The sequence below is a fragment of the Pseudomonas sp. P1_C12 genome, from assembly GCF_056406435.1.
Genome location: NZ_JBFUAE010000004.1, coordinates 549,944 through 575,939 on the forward strand (window position 1 = coordinate 549,944; position 25,996 = coordinate 575,939).

The window sequence follows — 25,996 nt, forward strand, 5'->3', positions numbered from 1 at the left end:
GGCCGCCGCGAACGCACAAAAATGATGTGCCCTCATCTTCAATGACTACGAACCGGGCGCACAGTTCTAAAAAGTTGAAGCCCCGTGATTACCCGGTTTAGAGCGTTCGCCTTCAGGTTTCGTCCTTGAGCTTGAGCAACGGCTCCTGGAACCGCAGCAAACGACCGGCATTGCCCAACACCAGCAAGGTGCTGAGGTTATGCAGCAACGCCGCAATCATCGCCCCGGCAGCGCCAAGCCAGCCGAACGCGGCGAAGGCTACGATCGCCAGGGTCCAGCCCAGTCCGATGATCACATTGACCTGCAACGTCTGACGGCACTGACGACTCAGGCGCACGCAGGTGCCGAGGCGGCGCAGGTCACTGCCGATCAGCACGATGTCCGCCGATGCCAGAGCGATGTCTGCACCACCGGCGCCCATGGCCACCCCCACCACACCAGCCTTGAGGGCCAGGGAGTCGTTGATGCCATCGCCGACCACCATCGGCCGGAAGCCGCTGTCGATTTCCTTGAGCACGCGGTTGAGTTTGTCTTCGGGCAAGGCTTGCGCTTCGACGTCACTGATCCCGACATCCCGGGCCAGCGTTTGCGCGACGCTGTGCCGGTCACCGGTGAGCAACAACTGGCGGCCCAAACCCAGTTCACGCAGTTCGCTCAAGGCAAACTGTGCCTCGGGTTTGACGCTGTCGGCCAACAACAGCCACGCGAGGAATTCACCGTTGAGCGCCAACCCGGCAATCGGTCCGTCGTGATCGGGCACCGCCGATGTGCTGATGCCCAGTTGCGCGAACAACTCCGGCCGGCCGAGCGCTGCCTCACCCTGCCCGGTCATCGCCACCACGCCCAGGCCCTGGCGCTCATGGATGTCAGAAAGCAGCAGGAAATGCTCCTGGGTCACCAACCCCGCGAGCGCACGGCTGACCGGGTGACTGCTGGCGGAGCCGAGGCTGGCAGCCAGCTTCAGGACATGGCTGCGATCCTCCAGCGGACTGTCGATGGATTGCAGTCGCAATGTACCGAAGGTCAGCGTCCCGGTCTTGTCGACTACCAGCGAGGTGAGGTCCGCCAACTCTTCAAGGAACGCGGAACTGCGGATCAAAATACCGTGACGCGCCGCCACTGCCACTCCGGCAATCGCGGTGGCCGGTGCCGACAACACCAGTGCACAAGGACAGGCCGCCACCAACACCGCGAGCATCGCTTGAGCGTTGTTGGTGATGAACCAGGTCACGGCCGCCAACAGCAAGACCAGCACCATATAGCTGCCGGCGTAACGCTCCAGCAGACGAGTGATCGGCGGTTTCGAGCGCTCGGCGTTTTGCATCAGGGCGATGACTTTGCCGAGGGTCGACTCATGGCCGGTACGGGTCACTTCGATTCGCAGCAGGCCATCGAGGTTGATCGCGCCACCGAACACCGACATGCCGACGCCCGCCTCCATCGGTACCGATTCGCCGGTAATGGAAGCAGTGTCGAGACTGGCCTGACCGGACAACACCCGGCCATCCGCCGGCACCCGGTCCCCAGCTCGCACCTCGACCAGATCGCCAGCTTTGAGTGTGCCGTTGTCGACTTCGATGATGGAACCGTCCGCCTGAATCTTTCGCGCGTGGCTGCGGGTCAGTTTACCGAGGGCGTGAATCGCTTCCTGGGAACCGATCACGCTACGCTCTTCCAGCACGTGGCCGAAGATCATGATGATCGGCAACAACGCCGCCGTCAGCAGATCCCCGGTGGCCCAGGCACCTAGCATGGCCAAGGCAATCAATTGATCGGTGATGCCGTGCAGGCTTGGATATCGCAAGCTGTACCAGGCCGAGCGCATGACCGGCACGGCGACCAGCAGCGAGGCAAAACCCAGCAGCAACTGACTGACGCCATTTTGCTCGGGCGCGAGCCAACGCCAGATCAGTCCCAGGGCAAGCAGGCCCAATGCGAGCATGGCCAGTGTCAGTTGACGCGCGGCCCGGCGCTGTTCGGTCGAAGACAACAGGCTCGGTGCCGCGGCAGTTTGAGCGGTCATTGTGCAGCTCCCTGAATGATCAGGCGGGAATCGTCTTTAGGGTCGACCGTCGTGACGGAACCGGCCTGGCCGAGGATTTTCGGCATTCGTTCACGGTAAATACGCAACAGCATTTGCGGATCAGTCCCCTGTTGTTGCGCCTTGGCCAGGCTTAACACAGTGGCCGTGTCAGCCGACGCCTTGGCCAGTCGTTCACTCGCCTGGGCATGGGCCACCTGCAGCGTGCGGTCGGCTTGCTCGTTGGCGGTCTGCGTGAGTTTCTCGGCTTCGGTGCGTGCATTGGCGACGGCCTTATCGGCTTGCTGGCTGGCCGTCAGTACCGCGTTGAAAGCGTTCACCGCAGGACTGGGCAGACTCGATTGCACATCGACCCGCGCCACTTCGATCCCCAAGCCTTGCCCGGTTGCAGTGAGTTCGGCCAGCCGTTGATTGATGCCCTGCACCAGATCACCACGCAAGCGCTCGCGTCTTTCCGCCGCCTGGCTATCGGCGCCGATCAATTCCGGGCGAGCAACCAGGATAGTGTCCAGATCCCGTGCGGCCGTGAGCGCAACTGCACTGCGGGTTACCAGTCGGTCCAGCGCCGGCAACACGTGTTCGCCCTGGAGCACGAATGCATAGGGCTCGGTGACTTTGTAGAAAACCCGCACATCGAGTTGCACCACACCGGCATCACCCGTTAACAGATAGCCGGAGCCTGCGAGGGCATCGCTGATGGGCGTGGCAAAACTGGCCACGCGATCTGCCTGCATCGCGGTACCACTGCGCAACAGACTGTCCACTCGACGCTCGATCACCCGATCTGCCGCTGGCAACAAAATCACCTGCTCGAAGGGTTGAGGCCAGGCCAATAACAGCCCGGCATTCTGAATGCGATCCAGCGCGCCGAAATGCAAAACCACCGCGCGATTTTGCGGATCGATCTGCCGCACATTGGAAAACGCCCACGCCAATGCCGCCAACACCGTTACCGCATACAGGGCAATAAATGCCAAGCGCCCGGCCTGAATCCAGGGGCTACTCAACTCATTTGTTCCACGTGGAACCAAACTCATGGCTGCGATCCGGATTTGTTGTCGAGGCTCGGCGGACCGTCAACCAACACGCGGAATGGTGCGGCGTCGGTGCGCAGAATCAGCTTGGTCCCCGGCGTCACCACCGTTCCCAAGGTGTCGAGCGAGCGCAGCAGGTTGTAGAGCTGTGGTGATCCAGCATAGGCACGACCATAAATCTGCGCCGCTTCGACACGCGATTGCGCTTCGATATCTGCCGCTTTCACTGTGGCATCGGCCTGCACGATCCGCGCATCACGTTCGGCGGCGGAACGAATTTGCGCGGCTTCACGCTTGCCGATCGCCGTGCGTTCAGTAGCGATGGTTTCACGCTCGGCGCGCATCCGGTCGACAGTCGCGGTGAGCGTCACCGAAGGTAGCGTCAATCGTTCGATACCGACCTGCAACACGCGCACGCCATAAGTGGTGAGCAGCTGCTGATCGATTTGCTTGCGCAGTTGTGCTTCGAAATCGGCGATGCGTACTTGGCTGGCATCGGTATTGACCAGGTTCGCCAAATCAAAACTGCTGGCGGTGGTTTCCAGTGCGGAGCCGACAAAGGTGCGGATCTGCCGCGCAGCTTCATCGGGTTGGTTCTGCACCGCGCGCATGAAACGTTGCACGTTGTCCGAATCACCCTGCACCTGCCAAGCCACGTAGGCCTGAACGATGATGCGCAAACCGTCCCGGGTGCCGACATCCTGCAAACCGCTGGACGTGGTGCGCAACCGCAGATCCACCGGGATCGCCGCCTCGAACGGTGCCGGCCAACGCCAGCCCAGTCCCGGTTCCAGCAAAACTCGCGATGGATTGCCGAAGCGTGTGATCACTGTGGCTTCCCCCGAACGCACCTGCACCAGGCTCGCGGCAGCGACCGCAAACGCCACCAGCAATGCAGCCCAACCCATACGGCGCCATGGAAACGGTCCGGCCTCCTGAGGATCGCCGTGGTGATGATGGTGATGGCCGTGGTGGTGATGCCCGCCATGGCCGTGATCGTGGCCGGCGTGGTCATCGTGATCATGAGTATGGGACTGGCTCAATTGGCAGCTCCTGGCTGAGCGGTTTTACGCGACGGCGCAGGGTCAACCGGCAGCGTGAACGTACGGAGGTCGATGGTCGGCGCATTGCTGCTGCCGCCCAGTCGATGATCGAGAACCAGCAATTTGGCGTTGGCCAAACCCTGGGACAACTGGCTGAAATACTGCTCCAGCACGAAGGCCTGGCCAGCGCTGGCGTAGGCTTTTTGCTCGGCGTTGAATTTCAGGTCCGCCGCCTGGGCGCCTGCATTGATCTCTCGGGCGCTGGCCGTCGCCTGATCGCGGGCGATGCTGGCCTGCAACTGCGCCTGGTTGGTGGCCTCGGCAGCGGCGCCGCGTTCACGGGCGATCAAGGCTTGCGCACCTATCTGCGCCGCTTGCACGCCGTGATAGGCGTTGGCTGCACCGGCCGGAGGGTGAATCGCCTCGACCACCGTGGCGAGAATTTCCACGCCACTGTCGAGCTTTCGCAAGTCAGCCTGGACGGCGCGGCCGATTTCTTCGGCCAGCCCTACCCTATCCTCGCCCAGCAAACCGTCGAGGGTGCGCGAAGCGAAGTCGTGAACCAGGATTCGGCTGGCGGTGCTGCGAATCAACATCGGCACATCGGCACTGTTATAGGTCGCGGCCAACGCCGCCTGATCGGTCAGGCCAATGCGATAGACGAAGCGCACGTCCATGTTGACGATCTGAAAACTCTGCTTGTCGGCTCGGCTGCTGGCAATCACCTGGGATTTGTCGTTCACATGGCTGGCGTCCCACAAACGATTGGCAATTGCCGGGGCCGGGCCTTCGGCGGGGTCGGCCTGAGCGGGGGCCGAGGTTTCGCCAACACTGGTGGCCAACTCGTGAACCACGCCATTTTCGACGCTCAACACCCGGCCCAATGGCCAAGGCAAACCCATATGCAAACCTGGGCCGAACACCTCCACTGGCTTGCCGAATCGCTCGTAGATGCCACGCCCTTGCAGGGCAATTTCGTGAATGCCGGTCAGCGACCAGCCAACCAGCGAAACCACCGCCAACACCGGCAGGAATGCCCGGCGCATATAAGTGAAGGCCCAGATTTGCCGCAGATCGATGCCGAAGCGGTTATGCAATTCGTGCTGCAACGCCAGCAATGGCTGTGGTGGCCAGCGCAGCATGTCAGCGACAACGCTGCGCGCCAGTAGCTCCGGCTCAAGGCGTTCGCGGCGCGGGCTGAACAATGACAACAGCGCACGCAGCAACAGTTCTGCCGCCACCAGCCCCGGCAGCAGCCCGATCAAAACCGCCAGGCGTACGGGCCATACCGACGTTTCATCGGCAAACAACAGACAAAAGGCACCAAGTACCAGGCTGATGATCAGCACACGAATCAATTGCGCCAACGCGGCGGCTTCAGGCCATTGCGCGGTGTTTTCCTGCGCCAGATGTCGCTCCATCACCAATAGGCCGAACGCCAACAGCAAAGAGCAAGCCGCCCCGACAGTGGCCGCCAGGCCCAGCGCTGCCGAGGGCAACGTGAGGTTCCACGCCTGTTCGACGCCCAATACCGCCAGCAATGCCCAGCCGCCAAGCCACAGCGTCGGCGCGCCAATTTGTCCGAGCAAGTGTTGAGATTGCCGGCCGATCCGGTCCAGCAAGCGTTCATACCACCCGGTAGGCGCGACAGACTCGTCGACAACCACCACCGGCACCACGGGATTCATGGCGCGGGCACGCCACTGGGCGACCCACCAGGCCGATTGCAAACCCGCCATCAACACGACAAACGCCATGCTCAGGTTCAACAGCAACGCTGGCCACAATGTTTGCGACGTAAACAGCCCGGCAAACAACGCCAGCAGCACACCCACCGTCGCAAGTACGCCCGCACCGATGGCGAACTGGCGCAAACGCCGCCCTTGAATGAACGCCTGCTGAAAGCGCGGCAACCCGGCTAACGGCGTTTCATCAACATCGAGATCGACTTGCATACCACTCCAGAGTGTCTTCGCTTACAGGGCAGTTCGTTACGATATAACGAAAATGGTGAAATTTCCGTATTCAGGCGCGCTATCTAAAGATGCCCAACCTGTCGCTTACCTGAAGCCTTGACCGAAATGCGACAGAATGCACATATTACGTTCGTAATTTTATCCAGTAACTACTTTTACCCATCCCTTCCCCTTTCGATCCAGGAGTACATCCATGAGCACTTATGACGTCGTGATACTCGGCGGTGGCCCCGGCGGTTACAACGCGGCGATCCGCGCCGGACAACTGGGTCTGAAAGCCGCCTGCGTGGAAGGACGCGCCACACTCGGCGGCACCTGCCTGAACGTCGGCTGCATGCCATCCAAGGCATTGCTGCATGCCTCCGAACTGTACGACGCGGCCATGGGTGCGGAATTCGCCAATCTGGGGATCGACGTCAAACCCAGCCTCAACCTCGCCCAGATGATGAGGCAAAAGGATGAAAGCGTTACCGGGCTGACCAAGGGCATCGAGTTTCTTTTCCGCAAGAACAAGGTCGACTGGATCAGAGGCTGGGGCCACATCGACGGGCCGGGCAAAGTCACGGTGACCGATAGCGCCGGCGGCAAGACTGAGTTGAACGCCAAGGACATCATCATCGCCACCGGCTCCGAGCCCACGCCCCTGCCCGGCGTGGACATCGATAACAAACGCATCCTCGACTCCACCGGTGCCCTGGCGCTGACCGAGGTGCCCAAGCATCTGGTGGTGATCGGCGCCGGCGTGATCGGCCTGGAGCTGGGCTCGGTCTGGCGGCGACTGGGAGCTCAGGTGACGGTGGTCGAATTCCTCGACCGGATTTGTCCCGGCGTGGACATCGAAGCCGGCAAAACCCTGCAGCGTTCCCTGAGCAAGCAAGGCTTGAGTTTCAAATTGAGTTCAAAAGTGACCAGCGCCACCACCTCCGCCACCGGCGTGCAACTCAGCGTCGAGCCTGCCGCTGGCGGTGCTGCCGAGTTGCTGGAAGCCGATTACGTGCTGGTGGCCATCGGGCGCCGACCTTATACACAGGGCCTGGGCCTGGAGAACGTCGGCCTCGCGACGGACAAGCGCGGCATGCTCGCCAACAAGGGACATCGAACCGAAGCCGCCGGGATCTGGGTGATTGGCGACGTGACCTCGGGTCCCATGCTCGCGCACAAGGCCGAGGACGAAGCCATGGCTTGCGTCGAGCAAATCGTCGGCAAGGCGGGCGAGGTCAATTACGACCTGATCCCCAGCGTGGTCTACACCAGACCGGAGCTGGCCAGCGTCGGAAAGACCGAAGAGCAGCTCAAGGCTGAAGGTCGGGCGTACAAGGTCGGCAAGTTTCCCTTCACTGCCAACAGCCGGGCGAAGATCAACCACGAAACCGAAGGCTTCGCCAAAGTGCTGGCCGATGAGCGCACGGACGAAGTCCTCGGCGTGCATCTGGTCGGCCCGAGCGTCAGTGAAATGATTGGCGAGTATTGCGTGGCCATGGAATTCAGCGCCTCGGCCGAAGACATCGCCCTGACCTGCCACCCACACCCGACCCGCTCAGAGGCCTTGCGCCAGGCGGCGATGAATGTGGAGGGGATGGCGACGCAGATGTAAGACTTGAAGCGTTGCAGTGACTGATCTATCGCATTCGCGAGCAGGCTCGCTCCCACAAGGTTTGCGCTGTACCTGTGGGAGCGAGCCTGCTCGCGATGCAGACGACTCGGTCTAGAGCGGCAAATGCTCCAGCGGCAACGACCCCGGGGCCTTCACCGTGTGAATCGCAAAGTTGCTGCGAATATCACTCACCCCCGGCAGCTTCAGCAATCGCCCGGTGAGAAAGCGGTCATAGGCGCGCAAGTCCGGCACCACCACCTGTAGCAGAAAATCCGACTCTCCCGACACCAGGAACGCCGAAATCACCTCGGGCAATGCCGTTACCGCCAGGCGAAAGGCTTCGGCTTGTTCATCGTTATGACGCTCGACCTTGACCCCGACAAACACTGTCAGCCCCAACCCCACTTCATCGCGGTCCAGGTTGGCCTGGTAGCCGCGAATCACCCCCGCCTCTTCAAGCATCCGCACCCGGCGCAAGCATGGCGATGCCGACAGGCCAATCTCGTCCGCCAGTTGCACATTGCTCAGGCGGCCATCCCGTTGCAGCGCGGCGAGGATCTTGCGGTCGTAGGCGTCGAGTTTCATGGTTTGGCAGATCCTGATGGTTCAATCTTGATTAAGTGGCAGATTATGCCAATACACGTCCTGATAGAAGCTGACAACGCAAGCACCTGCCCCGCCCTCCAGCCCTAGACTGGTACGACCAAATCGACAACGAACGGGGTGCAACATGCAAGGTCTCTGGCTGTTTTTCATGGCACTGGCAGTGGTCTACCTGTTGCCGGGGCCAGACATGATCTTGCTGTTGCAGACCGGTGCCCGCCAGGGCAAAGGCGCCGCGCTGGCCACGGCCGTGGGCCTGGGCATCGCCCGGGGTTGCCATGTGGCATTGGCGGCGCTGGGGCTGGCGGCACTGTTCAAGGCGGCGCCCTGGACTTTCGACGTGGTGCGCCTGGCCGGTGCCGCGTATCTGCTGTGGATCGGCATTCAGTGCCTGCGAACCACGATGCTGCCGAGCCTCACCAGCGCCGACGCAACCGGCGAAAAACCACGCTGGGGCGCAGCCATCCGACGCGGACTGCTGACCAACCTGCTCAACCCCAAGGCACTGCTGTTCTGCTCGGTGCTGCTGCCGCAATTCATCAACCCACAGGCCGGGCCGGTGCTCGGGCAATTTGCGACGTTGGGCGTGGTGCTGGTCGGTGTCGGTTTGCTGTTCGACAGCGCCTACGCTTTGATCGGCGCGGCACTCGGCCGTTGGCTGCAACGCAGCCCCTCAGCCCAGCGCCTGCAACAATGGTTGTTCGGCAGCCTGTTGATCGGTTTCGCCGTGCGGCTGACCTTTGTGCAACAGGCTTGAACCTCACTGCGCCTTGCGGCGGCGCTTGAACATCAACAGCGCGGCTGCCACGAACACCACTAAGCTACCGACCTGTAACGGTGTCTTGTACGGGCGCAAGGTCGAACGCGCAGCGTCGGTGACTTGGGTCACGTAGCGTTTGTCGGCGTTTTCGAAGTCGGGGTATGGGCACTGGTGGCCGAAATCGGCGGCCCATTCCACGTAAGGCCCTTCTTTGACATAACGCTGATAAATCGCACTTTGCTCCTCGAGGCTGCTGTTCCACCCCGACGCCTCGCACAGCACCGCCGCAAACGCCTGACTGGTGTGAGGCAAGTTATCCGCCGCCTTGCTCGCCAGCGCGGTGGCCACGAAGCGATAGTGATAACGCTGATCTGGCTGGGCAGCGCTGGCCTGCTGGCGCTTCACTTCGTCCTCGGCCACCAGCGGACCGACCTTGAGTTCGTCGTTTGCCAGGGTGAAGTTACCGCCGAGCGTGGCGTAATCCGGCGCCATTTCGTAGCCCAGGATGTCCATGCCCCACTCGCGGGCCGTCCAGGCCGCATTGAACAGCGCAGCGGCGCGACGGGTCGGCCACCAGGCTGAATCAGCCGCCAGACGTTGCTCGCCATACAATCTCGCCTTGTGCCGCAAGCCGTCATTGTCAAAGTACGCCGGTGCTTGCTCGTAATGCCCCTCGCGCAACAAACGCCGCCCCAGCAGATTGCGCAGGCTCGCCGCCACCGGCAAGGGCACGTAGTTGTCGCGGTCCTGCTGGCTAAGCGGCGGCGGGGCCGGCACTTGTGTGTCGACGTAGTGCTTGAGTTCTTCAAGGGTCAACACACGCTCGGCAACGGTGGCGGCGTCGAACCAGTAAATGCTTTGGCTGCGATACAGCTGATCGAAGGCTTGCAGGTAATCCCCCCGTTGCAGGGCCAGGATCGCACTTTCACCCTCGACCCGGCATTTGGGCTGAAGCGTTTCGTAATCGTAGTCCGGGGTCCGTCGCTCGCCCCAGGATTCACTCTGCGGAAAGGCCTGGGCCGCTTTGGCGTAGGCTGCGGCAGCCGCGATTTTATCGCCCTCGCGCACCGCCAGTTTTGCCCGCAACCACCAGGCCAACCCGCCATCGCCGGCATGTTCGAGGAAAGCCTTGGCGCTGGCGTAATCGCCCTGTTGATAATTCATCGCCGCCAGGCGGTCGGCGTTTTCGAGACTGCCACGGGTGCTGTTTTGCAGCAGTTTGATCATTTTTTGTTCGTTGGCCGGTTGATCGCCGAACGACCAACCCAACCGGCTGATCAGCGACGCGGTCACCAACTGCTGCACGGGCTGCCCCTTGAGCAACTCGGCCACTTGATCCTCCGGCAGCGTCATCAGGTCCGCCATCAACAGCTTCAACGAGGTGTAGCCCACCGCGGAACCGTGCAGATTTTGCGTGGCGTACAGCTCGATGGCGCGGTTCCAGTCACCGGCAGTGCGCACCACCCGGGCTTCTTCGCCGAGGCTAGCGACACCCAGTTCCAGTGGATCGCTGAAGCCGTCGATGCTCAGTTGCCGGGTTTGCTCAAAGGCCTTGCGCGATTGTTCGAGCAAATCCGGGGCCGCATCAGCTTCGACGCTCATGGCGAACAACGCGCGCCCCAACGAGTAAGCCGCCCAGGTGCTGCGCGAAGCCCGTTGTTCTGCGGGCAGGGCCAGCACTCTCTTGAAATAGCCGGCGGCCAAGGCCGTATCCCCCGCGCCAAATGCCACAGCGCCGGCCAGGTACAACCTGAGCTCAGGCGGCAGTTGCGCCCCTTGGGTTTCAACCTGACGGGCATCGGTCAGGCTGCGCAGGTGTTTCACCAACACTTGTTGCTCAGCGGAAAGTCCCACCTGCTCGGCCTGATCCCGCAGCGCAACAGGGTCAGTCTCATCCGCGTAGTTGGCACCAGCGGTGACGTTCTTCAACCCGTTGATGGCGTGGCCGAGGCGGCTGATTTCAAAGCTGAAGTTGCCTTCCGGCAGTTCCGCCAGCGACTGGCCACGGTTATCCAGCAGGCGCATGGGGAAGTCCGGGCCGCAGGCCAGCGCCGAACCCAGTGGCAGGCTGAGGCTCAGGCAAAGCAAATGACGCGGCCAGTTACGGGTGAACATTCGAACCTCCTTGATCAATGTGTGCGCAGCGAGCCCAACCAATGGCACGCTGTCCGCCGGCCGGTATTCGACCGTCGCGCAGGCGGGTGAAGGTAAGCAGATCCGGGCTCTGTTGCAACGCGTAACCGGCCAGGGCATCGGCCCCCTCACAATCACTGACCGCCAGGGTCAGACGTTCGGGCCAGGCGCGATCGAGATTGCCCTGGTTGCTAATGCCGATGTCATAGAGGTCATTGTCGGCCGAGAGCTGCAGTTTCAATTGACTGTCGAGGGCGTCACCACGCGCCACGGCGCGCAAAGTGATCAAGCTCCAGGCCCGACGGTCGTTGGCCAATGGCAGGCGAAACCAGATCAGGCCCGCCATATGTTTCGGCGGATCGGCACGCAACTCGGTGCCGAGGGTGCGCAATGACTGCGGATCGGCAAGTAATTCACGGCGCAGGCCTGCACGCTCCACCGTCACTTCACTTTCCACAACAGGTGCGCCGCCCACCGACGGCAGCAACGCCACGCCATAAGCCGGCAGCGCCAGAAAGAAAGGTTTTGTTGTGATGCGGCTCCAGGCCTTCGCCCATTGCCGCGCCTGATCGGCATCAAACAAGCCGCGACGCGGATCGCTCACCGCGTGCACCTGCAACACGCTGCTGTCGACTGTGGATAACAGCGCCGGCAGTTCACGACTGTCGAGCCAGGACGGCAACGCCGTGATGCTCAGCGGCAGCGAAGTCGGCAATGCTTCGCGCAAATGCACGAGAAACTCGCGGTACGCCGGTAGCCGGGCATTACCGGCATCGTGGTCGATTTCCACGCCGGTGAGGTTCAACCCCTGTCCCTGCCAATCGCTGATCACCTGGCGGATCTGCGCAGTGACTTCCTCCTGATCCAGTGCCTTGAGCTGCCCATCCAGGCGAACCACCGCAATCACCGGCCGGCCATCACGCTTGAGCAGTGCCGGGTCAATTCGGGCCCGGCTCCAGCCCGCGTTGGGGAAAGCCTGCAAGGCCAGCACTCGCAACGTCGAAAAATCGGCGCGGCTGTCCCTGAGGGCAGCGTCGTGGGCCGGCGTCCACTGCCGCTGCCAGACGTAAAGCTGTTGATCCAGCGGCGGTGCATCCTGTCTTTCGCATCCGGTGGTGAGCTCCAGCGCCATCAGCAAGACCATCGAGCGAGTGAAAAAAACCATTGAAACGCCTGTTCCTGAAATGCAGAAAGGGCCTCTGCGGCCCTTTTTCGTTCTGCCCACTACCCTACCCAGCCATCGACCGGCGGGCAATGTTGGCCTGCAATGATCTTTAGATATCGAGCACCAACGGCTGCGCCCCCTGCGCCGGAATCGCACAGCAAATCAGCACTTGTCCGTCATCCGGCACCTCCGCGGGCGGCAGTGGATAATGTACCTGTCCGCTGATCAAGCGCGTCTTGCAGGTGCCACAGGAGCCGCCTCGGCAACTGAATTCCGGGCGCAGGCCACGGCTTTCCGCCAGCTCCAGCAAGCTGCCGCCCTCTGGCTGCCAGCGCGCTTCCTTGGCCGAGCGCTGGAACACCACGGGCACCGACGTGGTGGCGGCTGGCGGTTGCTCGATGACCACCGCATCGGGGTCCGGTCGCCGGCGCAAGGTGGACGGGCCGAAGGTTTCGGCGTGAATCCGCGAATCGCGAATGTTCAATTCGCGCAAGCCGTCGTACAACGCCTGGGTAAAACTCCCGGGACCACAGACGACAAAATCCAGCTGATCGTAGTCCTCGACTGTCAGCAGATCCTTGAGCAGCGCGACATCGATCCGTCCACTGAGGTCGAAGTCCTCTCCTTGCATCGCCTCGGGTTCCGGTTGGCTGAGCAAACGCACCACCCGCACCGCGTCACCGGCGTCTTCGAGCAAGCGATCCAGTTCGCGGCGAAACGGCTGGTCACCCAGCGTACGCGAACTCTGGATAAACCATGTCGGGCGGATACGGCGGGTACGCAATCCCTGGTAAACCACCTCCCGCAGCATCGACAACAGCGGCGTGATGCCCACCCCGGCCGCCAGCAACACCAATGGCCGACGCTCATGGGGTGCCACGGTGAAATGCCCTTGCGGCGCCCGCGCCTCCAATACATCGCCAACACGAATCTGCTCGTGCAAATGCGTAGACACCCGCCCGTCACGCTTCACGCTGATGCGGAAAAAATCATCGGACGGCGCGCTCGATAAACTGTACGTGCGGATGTGCACTTCACCGTCGATATTGAAACGCAGAGGCAAATGCTGCCCGGCCTGGAACAGTGGCAACCCGGCTCCGTCAGCGGGCTCCAGGTAAATCGAGCGAATGCTGTGGCTTTGCGCTTCAATCCGCGCCACCCGCAACGGCCGCCATTGATCGCCCAGGGCCTTGGCCTGCAAACGCGCCTTGGCCTGCTCCCAGGTGCCAGTGAGCAAACTGGTGGGTGAAACACCGTCGAAACGCCAGCGCAGCGCCAGAGCGGCGGGGCGACGTACCACCTGCTCGACATCGATTGTCCACAGGCGCTCGGCTCCCTGGAACGCCTCGACCTGAGGGCCCTCCAGGATGATTTCAGTGCGTCCGCTGAGCTGCAGCAAATCACCGCTATTGAAATCGATGAACAGCAATCCGGCCCGGGGGTTGAGCAGCAGGTTGCCCAAGGTGTTGAAATGCAGGTTGCCGGCGAAGTCCGGAATGGTCAGGCGATTGCCTTCCACCCGTACGAAACCGCTCTGCCCGCCACGGTGAGACACATCCACCGAACGTTCACCGTCGACCTCCACATAACTGGCAACGAAGAACGTGTCTGCCTCGGCGATCATGGCTTTGGCCGCGTCATCCAGTTCGTTGAAATGCTGGGCGGCACGCGTCGAAGGATCGGTCAGCGGCACCGAGCGAAACTGGCGCAACTGAATGTACTGCGGGCAATTGCCGAAGGACTGGTCTACCGTCACCGCGAAACCACCCGCAGTCATGGCGCGGACATGGCCATTGATGCGGTTGCGACGGCGAGTGTGCAGCTCGATACCCAACAGGCCAATGGCCGAGCCGTCGCTCATCTGCGCAGGATCGTCAACGGCAGGCAGGCCGCGAAATTGCAGCAAGCCAGGTTCAGGCGAGTGGGCGAAACCAGGCTCACCTTCAAGGATGCTGGCCCAGGGATGACCGTCGGCATCCACCGCCCCGTACAGCATGAACGGCAATTGCTGATAGAACGTGCGGTGCTGCTCCGGCATCTCGCTGCGAATCACCTTACGACCGAACACCTCCATTCGCTCGGCAACGCCCACATGCGCCTGCAATTGCTTCTCGCCGGCATGCCAGGGTGAACGGTCCATACGGCTTCTCCCTTGCGCCAGTGGCGCAGAACGGGGCGGTCCGGTAACTCCGGGCCGCCAGCATCAGGCGGTTTTTTGCAGACCGGCAACGGTGCGCGGCATGCCGACAAAACCCGGCAAGGCTTCGATGCGGGCCAGCCAGGCTCGAATGTTGGCGTACTCGTCCAGCGACACATTGCCCTCAGGTGCATGGGCGATGTAGCTGTAGGCGGCGACGTCGGCAATCGTCGGTTCAGTGCCGGTCAGATACAGCGTATTGGCCAGTTCGTGATCGATCACTTTGAGCACGGTATGGGCGTAGGCAATCACTTCTGCAGCGTTGTAAGGCGCGCCAAACACAGTGATCAATCTTGCCCGGGCAGGACCGAAGGCAATCGGGCCGGCAGCCACCGACAACCAGCGCTGGACCTTGGCCGCACCCTCCGGATCAGCCGGCAGCCAGCGACCGTTGCCGTACTTTTGCGCCAGATACACCAGAATCGCGTTGGAGTCGGCCAACACCACGCCCTGGTCATCAATCACCGGCACTTGGCCGAATGCATTGAGCGCCAGGAACGCCGGTTGCTTGTGCTCGCCCTTGGCGAGGTCAACGAAGATCAGTTCGGTCGGCAATTTCAGCAGGGACAACATCAACTCGACACGGTGAGCGTGGCCGGAACGTGGGAAGTTGTAGAGTTTGATCACTTGCATGGTCGACACCTCGGGGGAGTGGTGCTGCTCAGGAAGACCAGCGCCGATGAGGCGTATACTCTACCTTCAACCAAAACTACAGAATCACCATAAAACGCAATCAATTATTTCACTGGGTGAAATAACTCAACACTTGAGCGCCGGATGCTCGCGCAGGGTCTTCACCGCAAAATCAACAAAACTGCGCACCCGGGCCGGCGCTTTACGCCCGCCCTGATAGACCACATGGATGGGCAACGGCGGCAGTTCGAAGTCGGCCAAAATGATATCCAGCTCACCAGCGGCCACCTTGCTCGCGATTTGATAAGACAGTACCCGCGTGAAGCCCAACCCCAGACAGGCTGCCGTGATGGCCGCCTGATTCGCTGTCACCACCAGTCGTGGTTCAGCCCGGACACTCAAGGTTTCGCCGTCTTCAATGAATGGCCAACTCCGCAATTGGCCTATGGCCGATGTCGCAATGATCGGCGCCTGAGCCAGCTCCTGTGGATGCCTGGGCCGACCATGGCTGGCCAGATACTGTGGCGATGCGCAGATCACCCGCCGCACCTCACCCACGCGGATCGCATGCTGATTGCTGTCAGGAAGTTCGCCGATGCGGATGGCCACATCGACGCCCTCCTCGACCACGCTCACTACCCGGTCCACCAGCAGCGCGTTGATGCAGACTTCGGGGAATTGCGTCAGGTAGCTCACCATCAGCGGCGTGACAAACAGCTCGCCGAACAAAACCGGAGCGGTGATGGTCAGTTGCCCACGAGGATGGATATGGCTGCCCGCTGCCGAATCCTCTGCTTCCTGCACCTCGGCGAGAATTCTCCGACAGTCCTCCAGATATCGCTGACCGGCCTCGCTCAAATACACGCTGCGCGTGGTACGTGTGAGCAGTTGCGTGCCAATACGCTGCTCCAGCGCCGCCACCGCTCGGGTGACGCTGGCCGCCGACAGCCCCAAACGCCGCGCCGCCGCCGAAAAGCCCTGTTCCTGGGCGACGGCAGCGAAGACCTGCATTTCCTGGAAACGGTCCATGGGCATGTCCTTATTTCAGATAGATAAATCGCAATAAAAGGCCGGGATGTTAAACGCAAGTGCTCAATATCAAAGTTTGGCGTCCGACCATCAAGTAAATCAATGGGCTACTGCACTCTAGCGCCTGCGCTGTAAAAACCAAGCGCGGCACAAACCTCAAAGAGCAGGCCGGGGGATTATTGATAATTAATGAGGGTTATTTTCTTGCGACAGGTGCGACTGTTCGCAATTATCCGGACCCACCCGCTGCAACGGCTAATGCCTGACAGGGAAAAAGAGCCACTGGCTCGGCTCCCAACCCGTTTCCAGGCATGGGCTCGTCAGCGGACGATATCCACAGCGGCAGAATTCCAGCCTGCATAAACAGGCGGAATATACGACTGCTCCTATACTACAAGCCACCCTGTTACCTATTGAGTATTAGTAGGTACCTCGTTGAAATCTTCCCTACGTGAAATAAGGCGTTAGTTGTTAGCGCTTGGACGCCTGTCCATCGATCTTGCTTCCAAGAGTCACTGAGTAGGGAAGAGTGAACTTAAACTAGCTGGCTAACCTGGTGACACCGCAAGGAGTTCGAGAATGTTGCGCACAAACATTTCCGCAAGAGCACTGTCCGGTGGTTTGCTCGATGTACTGATACGCGCCGGGTTGATTACCGTGCTGGTGCTGTTCTGCTTTCAGATCTTCCACCCGTTCCTCAACCTCATGCTCTGGGCGCTGATTCTGGCCATCACCCTGTATCCGCTGCATGCGCTCATCAAGCGCAAGCTGGTCAACAAGGACGGTCGTGCCGCCACCCTGATCGTGGTGGTCTCCCTGGCCTTGCTGATGGTGCCGATCTACCTGCTGGGCACCTCGATCAGTGAATCGATCCAGGGCACTCTGGCGATCCTCAAGTCCGATACGCTGCAGATTCCGCTACCCAGCGAAAAAATCGCTTCCCTGCCGCTCATTGGCAAGCCGCTCTACGGCTACTGGATGCAAGCCGCCACCGACATGAGCAGCGTGCTGATGAAGGTGATGCCCTATATCAAGTCCGTCGGGCTGACCTTGTTGGGCAAAATGGCCGACGTTGGCGTGGGCTTTCTGTTGTTCATCGGCGCCCTGATCATTGCTGGCGTGCTCATGGCCTATGGCGAAAACGGCGAAAGAAGCGCCCTTGCCATCACCTCGCGCCTTTCCGGACCGGAGCGTGGCCCACGCATTACCGAGCTGTGCACTGCAACCATCCGCGCGGTCGCCCAGGGTGTGGTGGGCATCGCGTTCATTCAGATGTTGCTGGTCGGTGTGGGCTTCGTGCTCATGGGCGTCCCCGGTGCCGGGCTGCTGGCCATGGTGGCGCTGTTGATGGGGATCATGCAATTGCCGGTGCTGCTGGTGACTCTTCCGGTGATCGCTTATGTCTTCGCCACCGAAGGGACCAGTCTGGCCACCATTGTGTTTGGCATCTACAGCCTGATCGCCGGGATGGCCGACAACGTCCTCAAGCCGTTGATGCTGGGTCGTGGCGTCGATGTACCCATGCCGGTGATTCTGATTGGCGCCTTGGGCGGCATGGTTAGCGGTGGCTTCATCGGTTTGTTCATCGGGCCGGTTGCACTGGCGGTGGGCTACCAGCTGTTCTGGCAATGGGTCCAGGACCAACCGACTGTCGAGGCAATGAACGAGACACCTGAGATCGAGGCTGTGAACGAGACACCGAAGATAGAGGCAATGAACGATCAGCGTCCTGTCTGAGGAGTTTGCGCTTGATGCCACGCCCTGCTCGCATCAGCCGGCTTCTGCTCTGTGGCACCGTCGTCCTGGGGGGCTGCGTGCAACTGGGCCCGGATTTCCAGTCGCCGGCCCAGCCTTGGGTCGACCACTGGAACAGCCCGGCCCTGGAGATCGCCGGCCAACAACACGCGCAACCTGACAGCCGCCAATGGTGGCGCGTGTTCAACGACCCGGTGCTCGACCATTTGATGGCCGAAGCCGATGCCCACAACCCCGACCTGCACGTCGCTGGCCTGCGGGTCATGGAGTCCCGCGCACAATTGGGCATCGCACTGGCCGGCCGCTACCCGCAATTGCAACAAGCCAGCGCCGACAGCCTGTACCTGAACCGTCGACAGTCGGGCGGCGCCAACCCCCAGGACACGCATTTCTGGCAACACAGTGTCGGCTTCGATATCGGCTGGGAACTGGATTTCTGGGGGCGTTTCAGCCGTGCCATCGAGTCGGCCGACGCCTCCTGGTTTGCCGCCCAGGCCAACTACGAAAATGCCCTGGTGCTGTTGCACGCGCAACTGGCGCAAAACTACTACGCCTTGCGCACCGCCGAGGCGCGCCTGGCCATCGCCCGCAGTAACGCCAAATTGCAAAAGCGCAGCTACGAGATCACCGAGCGCCTGTTCAACAGCGGGGCCGAAGCCGAACTCGATCTGCAACAAGCCAAGACCCAGTACCTGGGCACCCTGAGTACCATCCCGGATTTCGAGAGCCAGGTGGCGAGCTTGCGCAATGCGCTGTCTACCCTGATCGGCCAGCCACCCGGCACGATCCCTGATCTTGATCGCAACACCGGTGTGGTGCCACTGCTCGATACCGCGGTCTTGCAGGATGTGCCGGCCAACCTGCTGGTGCGGCGCCCCGATGTCCGTGCTGCCGAGCTGCAAGTGGCAGCGCAGTCGGCGTTGATCGGTGTGGCCGAGTCCGACCTGTACCCCTCCATCAGCCTGCTGGGCAGCATCGTCTGGTCCGCCAGCTCGCTCAACGCTGCGCCCAATACCCTCGACTTCGTGGCCGGCCCCAGCCTGCGCTGGGACATCTTCGACCACGGCCGGATCACCAACAACGTTCGCGTGCAGGATGCGCGCTTGCAGCAATTGATCGTTATCTACCAGGACAGCGTGCGCCAGGCGGCGCGCGAGGCTGACGATGCCGCTACCGGTTTGATCAAAGCGCTGGAGCGCGACCAGATCCTCAGCGAAGCCTCGGTAGCCGCCGAACGTTCGGTGACCCTGGCCAATGCCCAATACCGCGAAGGCTATTCGGATTTCCAGCGCGTGCTGGATGCCCAGCGGGCCCTGTTTGCCCAGCAGGATATTTACCTGGTCAACCGTGGCACCGCCGTCAACAGCCTGATCGCCCTCTACAAGGCTTTGGGCGGAGGTTGGTACAGCGACCAGCCGATGGTCGACCCGGCCACCCGCCAACAGATGCAACAACGGACCGATTGGGGCGATCTGCTCGACGAACCGAAGGAAAGTGCCCATGACTGACAGCCAACAACCGGTCGACGAGAAAGCCCCGGCACCTGCCGCCGACCCTGCGAAAAAAGCGATCAACTGGGTGGTGCTGCTGATCATCCTGAGCCTGGTCTGGTACCTGATGGCCGACCGTTACACCCCCTACACGCAACAGGCACGGGTGCAGGCCTTCATTGTGCCGGTGGCCGCCGAGGTATCGGGCCGGGTGACCAAAGTGCATGTACGCAACAACCAGGACGTCAAGGCCGGCGAGTTGCTGTTTGAAGTCAATCCCGAGCAATACCAGATTGCCGTCGATCGCGCCCGCGCCGACCTTGAGTCGACCCGTCGCCAGGTGGGCGCCAACACCGCCGGCGTCGACTCCAAGCAAGCGTCCCTGCGTGCATCCCAGGCCAACGAGCTCAAGGCACGCCAGGACATCCAGCGGCTTGAACGCCTGTACCGCGAAGACCCGGGCACCATCTCGCTACGACGCCTGGAAATATCCCGCGCCACCCTGGAAGAGTCCATCAGCCAGGTCGCCGCAGCCAAGGCCGAAGTACAACGTGCACGCGAACAACAGGGCGGTAACGAAGACGAAAACGCCCAGTTGCTCAGCGCCGCAAGCAACCTTGAAAAAGCCGAGCTGGACTTGAGCAATACCAGGGTCCACGCGCGCTCGGCCGGCCTGATCACCGATTTGCGCACCGATGTCGGCCAGTTTGCCGCCGCCGGTGCGCCGGTGATGACCCTGATCGCCATCCACGATGTGTGGATCAGCGCCGACATGACGGAAAACAACCTGGGAAGCGTCCAGCCCGGGACGCCGGTGTCCATCGTCCTCGACGCCCTGCCGGGAGAGATTTTCAAAGGCCATGTGCGCAGCGTTGGCTATGGCGTCGATATCGGCCAAACCACCCAGCCGGGCAGTCTGCCGAAAGTGGAGAACAGCCGCGATTGGCTACGCCCTGCCCAGCGCTTTCCGGTCATCATCGAGTTCGAACCCGGTGAGTTGAGCAGCCCGCAAGGCATCCGCTCCGGCGGGCAAGCCGAAGTCATGGCGTTCCCGAGTGAAAGTAACCCGCTGAATATTCTGGGTCGCCTGTTCCTGCGCCTGATGAGCTGGATGTCCTATGCGTATTGAGCGTCCGGCCCGGGTTCAGCGCGCCCTGCGCCTGAGCTTCGGCACGGCGCTGTGCCTGGCGGCGAGCTTTGGTCTGGTCCTGCCCATCCCGTTCCTCTCGCCGATGCTGGCGCTGATGATGCTGGCGGCGATGAACCGACCGTTGCCGTTCAAGGCCAGCCTGGGCCTGATCCTGATCCTGATGCTAACCACCGGGACCGGCCTGCTGCTCATTCCCCTGCTGCGTTATTACCCCTTCAGTGGCGTGTTGCTGGTCGGACTGTGCCTGTTCCTGGCCTTTGGTTATGGCTTGCGTGGCGGCAACCCGCTGGTGGCGACTTTCCTGGTGGTGGGCCTGACCTTGATCAGTTCGGCCGGAACCGCTGAATTCAGCCTGGCGCTTGAGGTGATCGTGGCCCTGGTCAAGGGTTTGTTCTTGGCCGTCACGACGCTGACCATCAGCCATTGGCTGTTTCCCGAGCCCGCCAGTGCCCCCGCGGCCAAACCGGGCCCGAGCCTTACGCCAACCGAAAGCGGTTGGCTGGCGCTACGGGCCACGCTGGTGGTGCTGCCGACTTTCCTGCTGGCCATGATCGACCCGGCCAGCTACCTGCCGATCATCATGAAAGCCGTCAGCCTCGGCCAACAAAGCTGCGCGACCAGCGCCCGCACCGCCGGCCAGGAGTTACTCGGCTCTACCCTGCTCGGTGGCTTGATGGCGATTCTTTTCTGGTGCGCGCTGAGCCTGTTCGTCAACCTGTGGATGTTCTTTCTGTGGATGTTGCTGTTCGGATTGCTGGCGGCCAGAAAGCTCTATGGCCTGGCCCGGACCCGACAACCACCGAGTTTCTGGCTCAACAGCCTGGCGACCCTGATCATTCTGCTCGGCCAATCGGTGCAGGACAGTGCCGCAGGCAAGGATGTCTACACCGCCTTCGCCATCCGCATGGGCCTGTTCATTCTGGTGACTTTGTATGCCTGTGTGATGGTCCATTTGCTGGATACGCGGCGGCGGCGTCGCCATGTCGCCAAGCCGACACCTGAAGAGGGTCAGCCCGGTTGATAACACGGTACGAATCAGGAAAGCGTCTTGAATATGTTAGAAAAGCCCCCCCTCACGTTCCTCGGGCCCTTCCAGTTACTGTAAGAAAACTCTCTAGTCAGTGAAGGCTGCATCCGTAAATAAAAGATTCTTGAACATCCTGCTTGTGCAGTCGCCCCTATCTGAATCAAAGATACATTCATGAATGGAAATTTTTCAGGTATTACTTGGGGTTTTCCCGATATCGACCGGCGCCTGCTGAAACTGCAATTCAGCTTTTTGCTGATCACTCTGGGTGGACGGTGCAATCAACTGGCGGTGGCCTGGTGGGCCCTGCAGGTAACAGGCTCTGCGACCTACTTCGCCAACATGATTGCCTGTTCCATCGCGGCGGAAGTGTTAGCCAAACCCTTGCTGGGATGGCTGGGCGACAAGTACAACAAAATCCTCATCATCAAACTGACCTCATGGATCAGCCTGCTGACAGCGTTATTGATGGCGGTGCTGTCCGCCACGGAGGCTTTCAACCCTTGGGCGGTTGGCGTGCTGATGATGCTCAGCAGTGCGATCGTCGGCGTTCGCGACCCTCTCCAGGCGTCGATCATTCCTTTGTTTGCAGACGACGATAAAGTCTCCTTGGCCTTTCGGACCAAAAGTGTGATGTCGTCCTTATCTATTCTTCTGGGGCCGGTACTTGCCAGCGGATTGATTTACGGGTTCGGCATCACATTCGCCCTTGCCACCGATTTTTTTGCAATTCTCATCGCCGGCGCATTGATCGCAACCATCCCGGGCCACATCGGTGCGGCTGACGAATTCGAAAAAACACCACGTGCCAGTGGCTTCAGCATGATCTATTCCGGCTTCAAAGTGGTTTATGGTGTGAAAGTCGAATTTTACCTGGCGATTATTTCGATGCTGATCAACTTCGCCCTGTTTCCGTTTTTCACTATCCTAATCCCGCTGTATGTAAAGGACGTCATCCAGTACCCAGTCACTTACATCGGTCTTCTGGATTCGTGCTTCGGGCTGGGCATTTTGGCAGGTAGTTACAGAATCATCGGATGGTTATCCACCCGGTTACCTCGTGACATGTGCGTGTCCGCAGGTTTTGCGCTACTGGGAAGCAACCTCGTGGTGGTTGGGACTGTTTCATCGTCGTTCTTCATACCCGTAGCCTTTTTCTGCGGAGGCGTCGGTCTGATGTTAATCAATATTCCCACCTCTGCCGTGAGGTTGTTGGCGACGCCAAAGCTCCATCGCAACAGGGTTTTCGCCATAGTTTCATTTCTGTCTGCGGCGGCCAGCCCCTTGGGCAGTTTCGCGATGCCCTCCCTGATCGTTTATCTAGGAGTCGCATTGACAATCACGCTGCTGGGCGTATTGGTTCTACTGTTGTCTTTGCTGGTCTTTCTGGTACCCGATTTCACGACTTTCATGCGTTCCCGGGATACGCAGCTCAACGGTGCCTATTCGGTCAAATACCCTAAAGCGTTTACGCAGTGACGTGCCTCGACGTACACCAGCAAAAAGTCATAGGAAAATATCAGAGCTGTGAATAAGTCTGAGTACCAATACCAGACTAATTCCCTAGCAAGATCACAGACAAAATTGGACATATGGTGGAGGATATAAAAAAGCCCCTGAAATCAGGGGCTTTTGGCATTTTTCAAAATCTACTATTTGGCGTCAGAATGTTTTGTCTGTTGTCAAAATCATTTGTCTGAAACCAGGTTTCTTTCATCTGTGGATAACTTATTCCACAGTGACCGACTTCGCCAGGTTGCGCGGCTGGTCGACGTCGGTGCCTTTGAGTACGGCAACGTAGTACGACAGCAGCTGCAGCGGGATGGTGTAGAGGATCGGCGACAGGATGTCGTGGATGTGCGGCATGTGCACCACGTGGGTGCCTTCACCGTTGGTCATGCCGGCCTTCTCGTCAGCGAAGACGATCAACTGGCCACCGCGGGCGCGGACTTCCTGGAGGTTGGACTTCAACTTCTCCAGCAGTTCGTTGTTCGGCGCCACGGTCACCACTGGCATGTCGTTATCCACAAGCGCCAACGGGCCGTGTTTCAACTCGCCGGCCGGATAGGCTTCAGCGTGGATGTAGGAGATTTCCTTGAGCTTGAGTGCCCCTTCCATCGCTACCGGGAACTGCGCACCGCGGCCGAGGAACAGCGTGTGGTGTTTCTCGGCGAACAGCTCGGAGATTTTTTCCACGGTGCTGTCCATGGCCAGCGCTTCGCTCAGACGGGCTGGCAAACGACGCAGTTCTTCGACCAGCGTCGCTTCAACATCTTTGGCCAATGTGCCACGAACCTGGCCCAGGGAAAGCGTCAGCAACAACAGGCCAACCAATTGCGTGGTGAAGGCTTTGGTCGATGCCACACCGATTTCGCGACCGGCCTGGGTCAACAGGGTCAGATCGGACTCGCGTACCAGCGAGCTGATGCCGACGTTGCAGATCGCCAGGCTGGCGAGGTAACCCAGTTCCTTGGCGTTGCGCAGTGCGGCCAGGGTGTCGGCGGTCTCACCGGACTGGGAAATGGTCACGAACAAGGTGTCCGGCTGCACCACCACCTTGCGGTAGCGGAATTCGCTGGCGACTTCGACCTGGCAAGGAATGCCGGCCAGCTCTTCGAGCCAGTAACGCGCGACCATGCCGGCGTGGTAACTGGTGCCACATGCGACGATCTGTACGTTACGCACTTTGGCGAACAGCTCGGCCGCCTGTGGGCCGAATGCTTGAACCAGTACCTGGTTCTGGCTCAGGCGACCTTCCAGGGTGCGCTGCACCACGGATGGTTGCTCGTGGATTTCCTTGAGCATGAAATGGCGGAACTCGCCCTTTTCAGCGGCTTCGGCACCGTCGCGATACTGCACGGCTTCGCGCTCGACAGCCTTGCCGTCAACGTCCCAGATCTGCACGCTGTCGCGGCGGATTTCGGCGATATCGCCTTCTTCCAGATACATGAAGCGGTCGGTGACCTGACGCAGGGCCAACTGGTCGGACGCCAGGAAGTTTTCCCCCAGGCCCAGGCCGATCACCAGCGGGCTGCCGCTGCGGGCTGCGACCAGACGATCAGGTTGCTTCGAGCTGATCACTGCCAGACCGTAAGCACCGTGCAACTCTTTGACGGTCGCCTTGAGGGCCACGGTCAGATCGCGCAGATCCTTGAGTTTGTGGTTCAGCAGGTGCGCGATGACTTCGGTGTCGGTGTCCGAAGTGAACACATAGCCCAAGGCCTTGAGTTGTTCACGCAGGGCTTCGTGGTTTTCGATGATGCCGTTGTGCACCACCGCCAGGTCACCGGAGAAATGCGGGTGGGCATTGCGCTCGCACGGTGCACCGTGGGTGGCCCAGCGCGTGTGGGCGATACCCAGACGACCGACCAGCGGCTCGGTGGCCAATGCCTGCTCCAGCTCACTGACTTTGCCCGGGCGACGCAGGCGCTCGAGTTTTTCATCGTTGGTGTAGACCGCCACGCCAGCGCTGTCATACCCACGGTATTCGAGGCGTTTCAGGCCTTCGACGAGGATGGCGGTGATGTTACGTTCTGCGACTGCGCCGACAATTCCACACATGCTATTTCTCCTGACTGATAGCCGCGCAAATCAAATTGATGCCGCGGGCCTGAATCTGATCGCGAGCCTCAAGCGGCAGGCGTTCATCCGTAATAAGGGTATGGATGCTGCTCCAGGGCAGCTCCAGGTTGGGAATCTTGCGGCCGATCTTGTCGGCCTCCACCATCACGACCACTTCGCGGGCGACTTCGGCCATGACCCGGCTCAGCCCGAGCAGTTCGTTGAAGGTGGTTGTACCGCGAACCAGATCGATGCCATCGGCCCCGATGAACAGCTGGTCGAAGTCGTAGGAGCGTAGTACCTGCTCGGCAACCTGCCCCTGAAAGGACTCGGAATGCGGGTCCCAGGTGCCACCGGTCATCAACAGCACCGGTTCATGCTCAAGTTCGCTCAGGGCATTGGCGACATGCAGCGAGTTGGTCATCACCACCAGACCGGGTTGCTGCCCGAGTTCCGGGATCATGGAGGCGGTGGTACTGCCACTGTCGATAATGATGCGCGCATGCTCGCGAATCCGCGCGACGGCGGCACGAGCGATGGCTTGCTTGTATATGGAAACCGGCTGACCAAGGTCCGCGACCAGCTCCTGAGGCATGGTGATCGCCCCGCCGTAACGACGCAGCAACAGGCCATTGCTTTCAAGTGCTGCCAGATCCTTGCGAATCGTAACTTCCGATGTTTCGAAGCGCTTGGCCAACTCATCCACACTGACTTCGCCCTGCTCATTGAGCAAGGCGAGGATGTTGTGACGACGTTGAGGTGTGTTGCGCTTCGACATGAGCTGATAAGTTTCGTTTCGAAAGAT

Annotated in this window: 19 protein-coding genes; 7 read left to right on the plus strand and 12 right to left on the minus strand. The window is 60.7% G+C overall.

The features are described 5' to 3' along the window. Window positions 1–112 precede the first annotated feature (112 nt). The 4 genes from AC1D19_RS09890 to hflK (AC1D19_RS09905) are packed head-to-tail and all read right to left on the minus strand — an operon-like array spanning window position 113 to window position 6,073. Window positions 113–2,023 carry a cation-translocating P-type ATPase gene (locus AC1D19_RS09890; RefSeq protein ID WP_477763088.1) on the minus strand — a complete coding sequence of 637 codons (1,911 nt, stop codon included), beginning with the start codon at window positions 2,021–2,023 and terminating at the stop codon, window positions 113–115. Beyond that, window positions 2,020–3,078, minus strand: coding sequence for a protease modulator HflK (hflK, locus tag AC1D19_RS09895; RefSeq protein WP_477763089.1), 1,059 nt, complete (start codon window positions 3,076–3,078; stop codon window positions 2,020–2,022). Before hflK (AC1D19_RS09895) ends, AC1D19_RS09890 begins: the two co-directional genes overlap by 4 nt. Continuing rightward, the gene (gene hflC, locus AC1D19_RS09900) at window positions 3,075–4,118 is read right to left on the minus strand and encodes a protease modulator HflC (RefSeq protein ID WP_477752220.1); all 1,044 of its coding nucleotides are present in this window, start codon (window positions 4,116–4,118) and stop codon (window positions 3,075–3,077) included. Before hflC ends, hflK (AC1D19_RS09895) begins: the two co-directional genes overlap by 4 nt. After that, window positions 4,115–6,073: a protease modulator HflK gene (hflK, locus tag AC1D19_RS09905; protein ID WP_477763090.1), complete on the minus strand. Its 1,959-nt coding sequence runs from the start codon at window positions 6,071–6,073 to the stop codon at window positions 4,115–4,117. The genes hflC and hflK (AC1D19_RS09905) overlap by 4 nt, the downstream gene beginning before the upstream one ends. Window positions 6,074–6,287: 214 nt before the next feature. On the opposite strand from hflK (AC1D19_RS09905), the gene lpdA reads away from it, so the two are divergent. Beyond that, window positions 6,288–7,688, plus strand: a complete 1,401-nt coding sequence (gene lpdA / locus AC1D19_RS09910) for a dihydrolipoyl dehydrogenase (RefSeq protein WP_477763091.1) — start codon at window positions 6,288–6,290, stop codon at window positions 7,686–7,688. A gap of 111 nt (window positions 7,689–7,799) precedes the next feature. Here the strand turns inward: lpdA and AC1D19_RS09915 are convergent, their stop codons facing one another. Next, window positions 7,800–8,273, minus strand: a complete 474-nt coding sequence (locus tag AC1D19_RS09915; RefSeq protein ID WP_008045644.1) for an Lrp/AsnC family transcriptional regulator — start codon at window positions 8,271–8,273, stop codon at window positions 7,800–7,802. A 145-nt stretch (window positions 8,274–8,418) separates the two neighbouring features. Between AC1D19_RS09915 and AC1D19_RS09920 the strand changes: the two genes are divergently transcribed. Further along, window positions 8,419–9,048, plus strand: coding sequence for a LysE family translocator (locus AC1D19_RS09920; protein WP_223443659.1), 630 nt, complete (start codon window positions 8,419–8,421; stop codon window positions 9,046–9,048). A gap of 3 nt (window positions 9,049–9,051) precedes the next feature. On the opposite strand, the gene AC1D19_RS09925 is transcribed toward AC1D19_RS09920, so the two are convergent. The 5 genes from AC1D19_RS09925 to AC1D19_RS09945 form a co-directional block, all read right to left on the minus strand. Beyond that, window positions 9,052–11,166, minus strand: a complete 2,115-nt coding sequence (locus AC1D19_RS09925) for a hypothetical protein (protein ID WP_477763092.1) — start codon at window positions 11,164–11,166, stop codon at window positions 9,052–9,054. Next, a complete protein-coding gene (locus AC1D19_RS09930) occupies window positions 11,153–12,349 on the minus strand; it encodes a DUF3142 domain-containing protein (RefSeq protein ID WP_477763093.1) in 1,197 nt (398 codons plus the stop codon). Before AC1D19_RS09930 ends, AC1D19_RS09925 begins: the two co-directional genes overlap by 14 nt. A 109-nt stretch (window positions 12,350–12,458) precedes the next feature. Next, a complete protein-coding gene (locus AC1D19_RS09935) occupies window positions 12,459–14,489 on the minus strand; it encodes a pyridoxamine 5'-phosphate oxidase family protein (RefSeq protein ID WP_477763094.1) in 2,031 nt (676 codons plus the stop codon). A gap of 63 nt (window positions 14,490–14,552) precedes the next feature. Next, on the minus strand, window positions 14,553–15,179 hold the full coding sequence (locus AC1D19_RS09940) for a glutathione S-transferase family protein (RefSeq protein WP_477763095.1): 627 nt from the start codon (window positions 15,177–15,179) through the stop codon (window positions 14,553–14,555). A gap of 126 nt (window positions 15,180–15,305) precedes the next feature. Further along, window positions 15,306–16,208: a LysR family transcriptional regulator gene (locus AC1D19_RS09945; RefSeq protein ID WP_477763096.1), complete on the minus strand. Its 903-nt coding sequence runs from the start codon at window positions 16,206–16,208 to the stop codon at window positions 15,306–15,308. Between the two features lie 579 nt (window positions 16,209–16,787). Between AC1D19_RS09945 and AC1D19_RS09950 the strand changes: the two genes are divergently transcribed. The 5 genes from AC1D19_RS09950 to AC1D19_RS09970 all read left to right on the plus strand — a co-directional run bounded on the left by AC1D19_RS09950 (window position 16,788) and on the right by AC1D19_RS09970 (window position 23,109). Further along, window positions 16,788–17,945 (plus strand): AI-2E family transporter, encoded by a 1,158-nt coding sequence (locus AC1D19_RS09950; RefSeq protein WP_477763097.1) that lies wholly within the window; start codon window positions 16,788–16,790, stop codon window positions 17,943–17,945. A gap of 14 nt (window positions 17,946–17,959) precedes the next feature. Further along, entirely contained in the window at window positions 17,960–19,471 is a 1,512-nt protein-coding gene (locus AC1D19_RS09955) for an efflux transporter outer membrane subunit (protein ID WP_477763098.1), read from the plus strand. After that, window positions 19,464–20,582, plus strand: coding sequence for an HlyD family secretion protein (locus AC1D19_RS09960; RefSeq protein ID WP_477763099.1), 1,119 nt, complete (start codon window positions 19,464–19,466; stop codon window positions 20,580–20,582). The genes AC1D19_RS09955 and AC1D19_RS09960 overlap by 8 nt, the downstream gene beginning before the upstream one ends. Next, on the plus strand, window positions 20,572–21,624 hold the full coding sequence (locus tag AC1D19_RS09965; protein WP_477763100.1) for a DUF2955 domain-containing protein: 1,053 nt from the start codon (window positions 20,572–20,574) through the stop codon (window positions 21,622–21,624). The genes AC1D19_RS09960 and AC1D19_RS09965 overlap by 11 nt, the downstream gene beginning before the upstream one ends. 180 nt (window positions 21,625–21,804) lie before the next feature. Further along, window positions 21,805–23,109, plus strand: coding sequence for an MFS transporter (locus AC1D19_RS09970; RefSeq protein ID WP_477763101.1), 1,305 nt, complete (start codon window positions 21,805–21,807; stop codon window positions 23,107–23,109). A 249-nt stretch (window positions 23,110–23,358) separates the two neighbouring features. Here AC1D19_RS09970 and glmS read toward each other — a convergent pair whose 3' ends face one another. Together glmS and AC1D19_RS09980 are read right to left on the minus strand one after the other, a co-directional pair. Next, a complete protein-coding gene (gene glmS, locus AC1D19_RS09975; protein ID WP_477763102.1) occupies window positions 23,359–25,191 on the minus strand; it encodes a glutamine--fructose-6-phosphate transaminase (isomerizing) in 1,833 nt (610 codons plus the stop codon). A 1-nt stretch (window position 25,192) separates the two neighbouring features. Then, entirely contained in the window at window positions 25,193–25,969 is a 777-nt protein-coding gene (locus AC1D19_RS09980) for a DeoR family transcriptional regulator (protein ID WP_477763103.1), read from the minus strand. Between the last annotated feature and the right edge of the window lie 27 nt (window positions 25,970–25,996).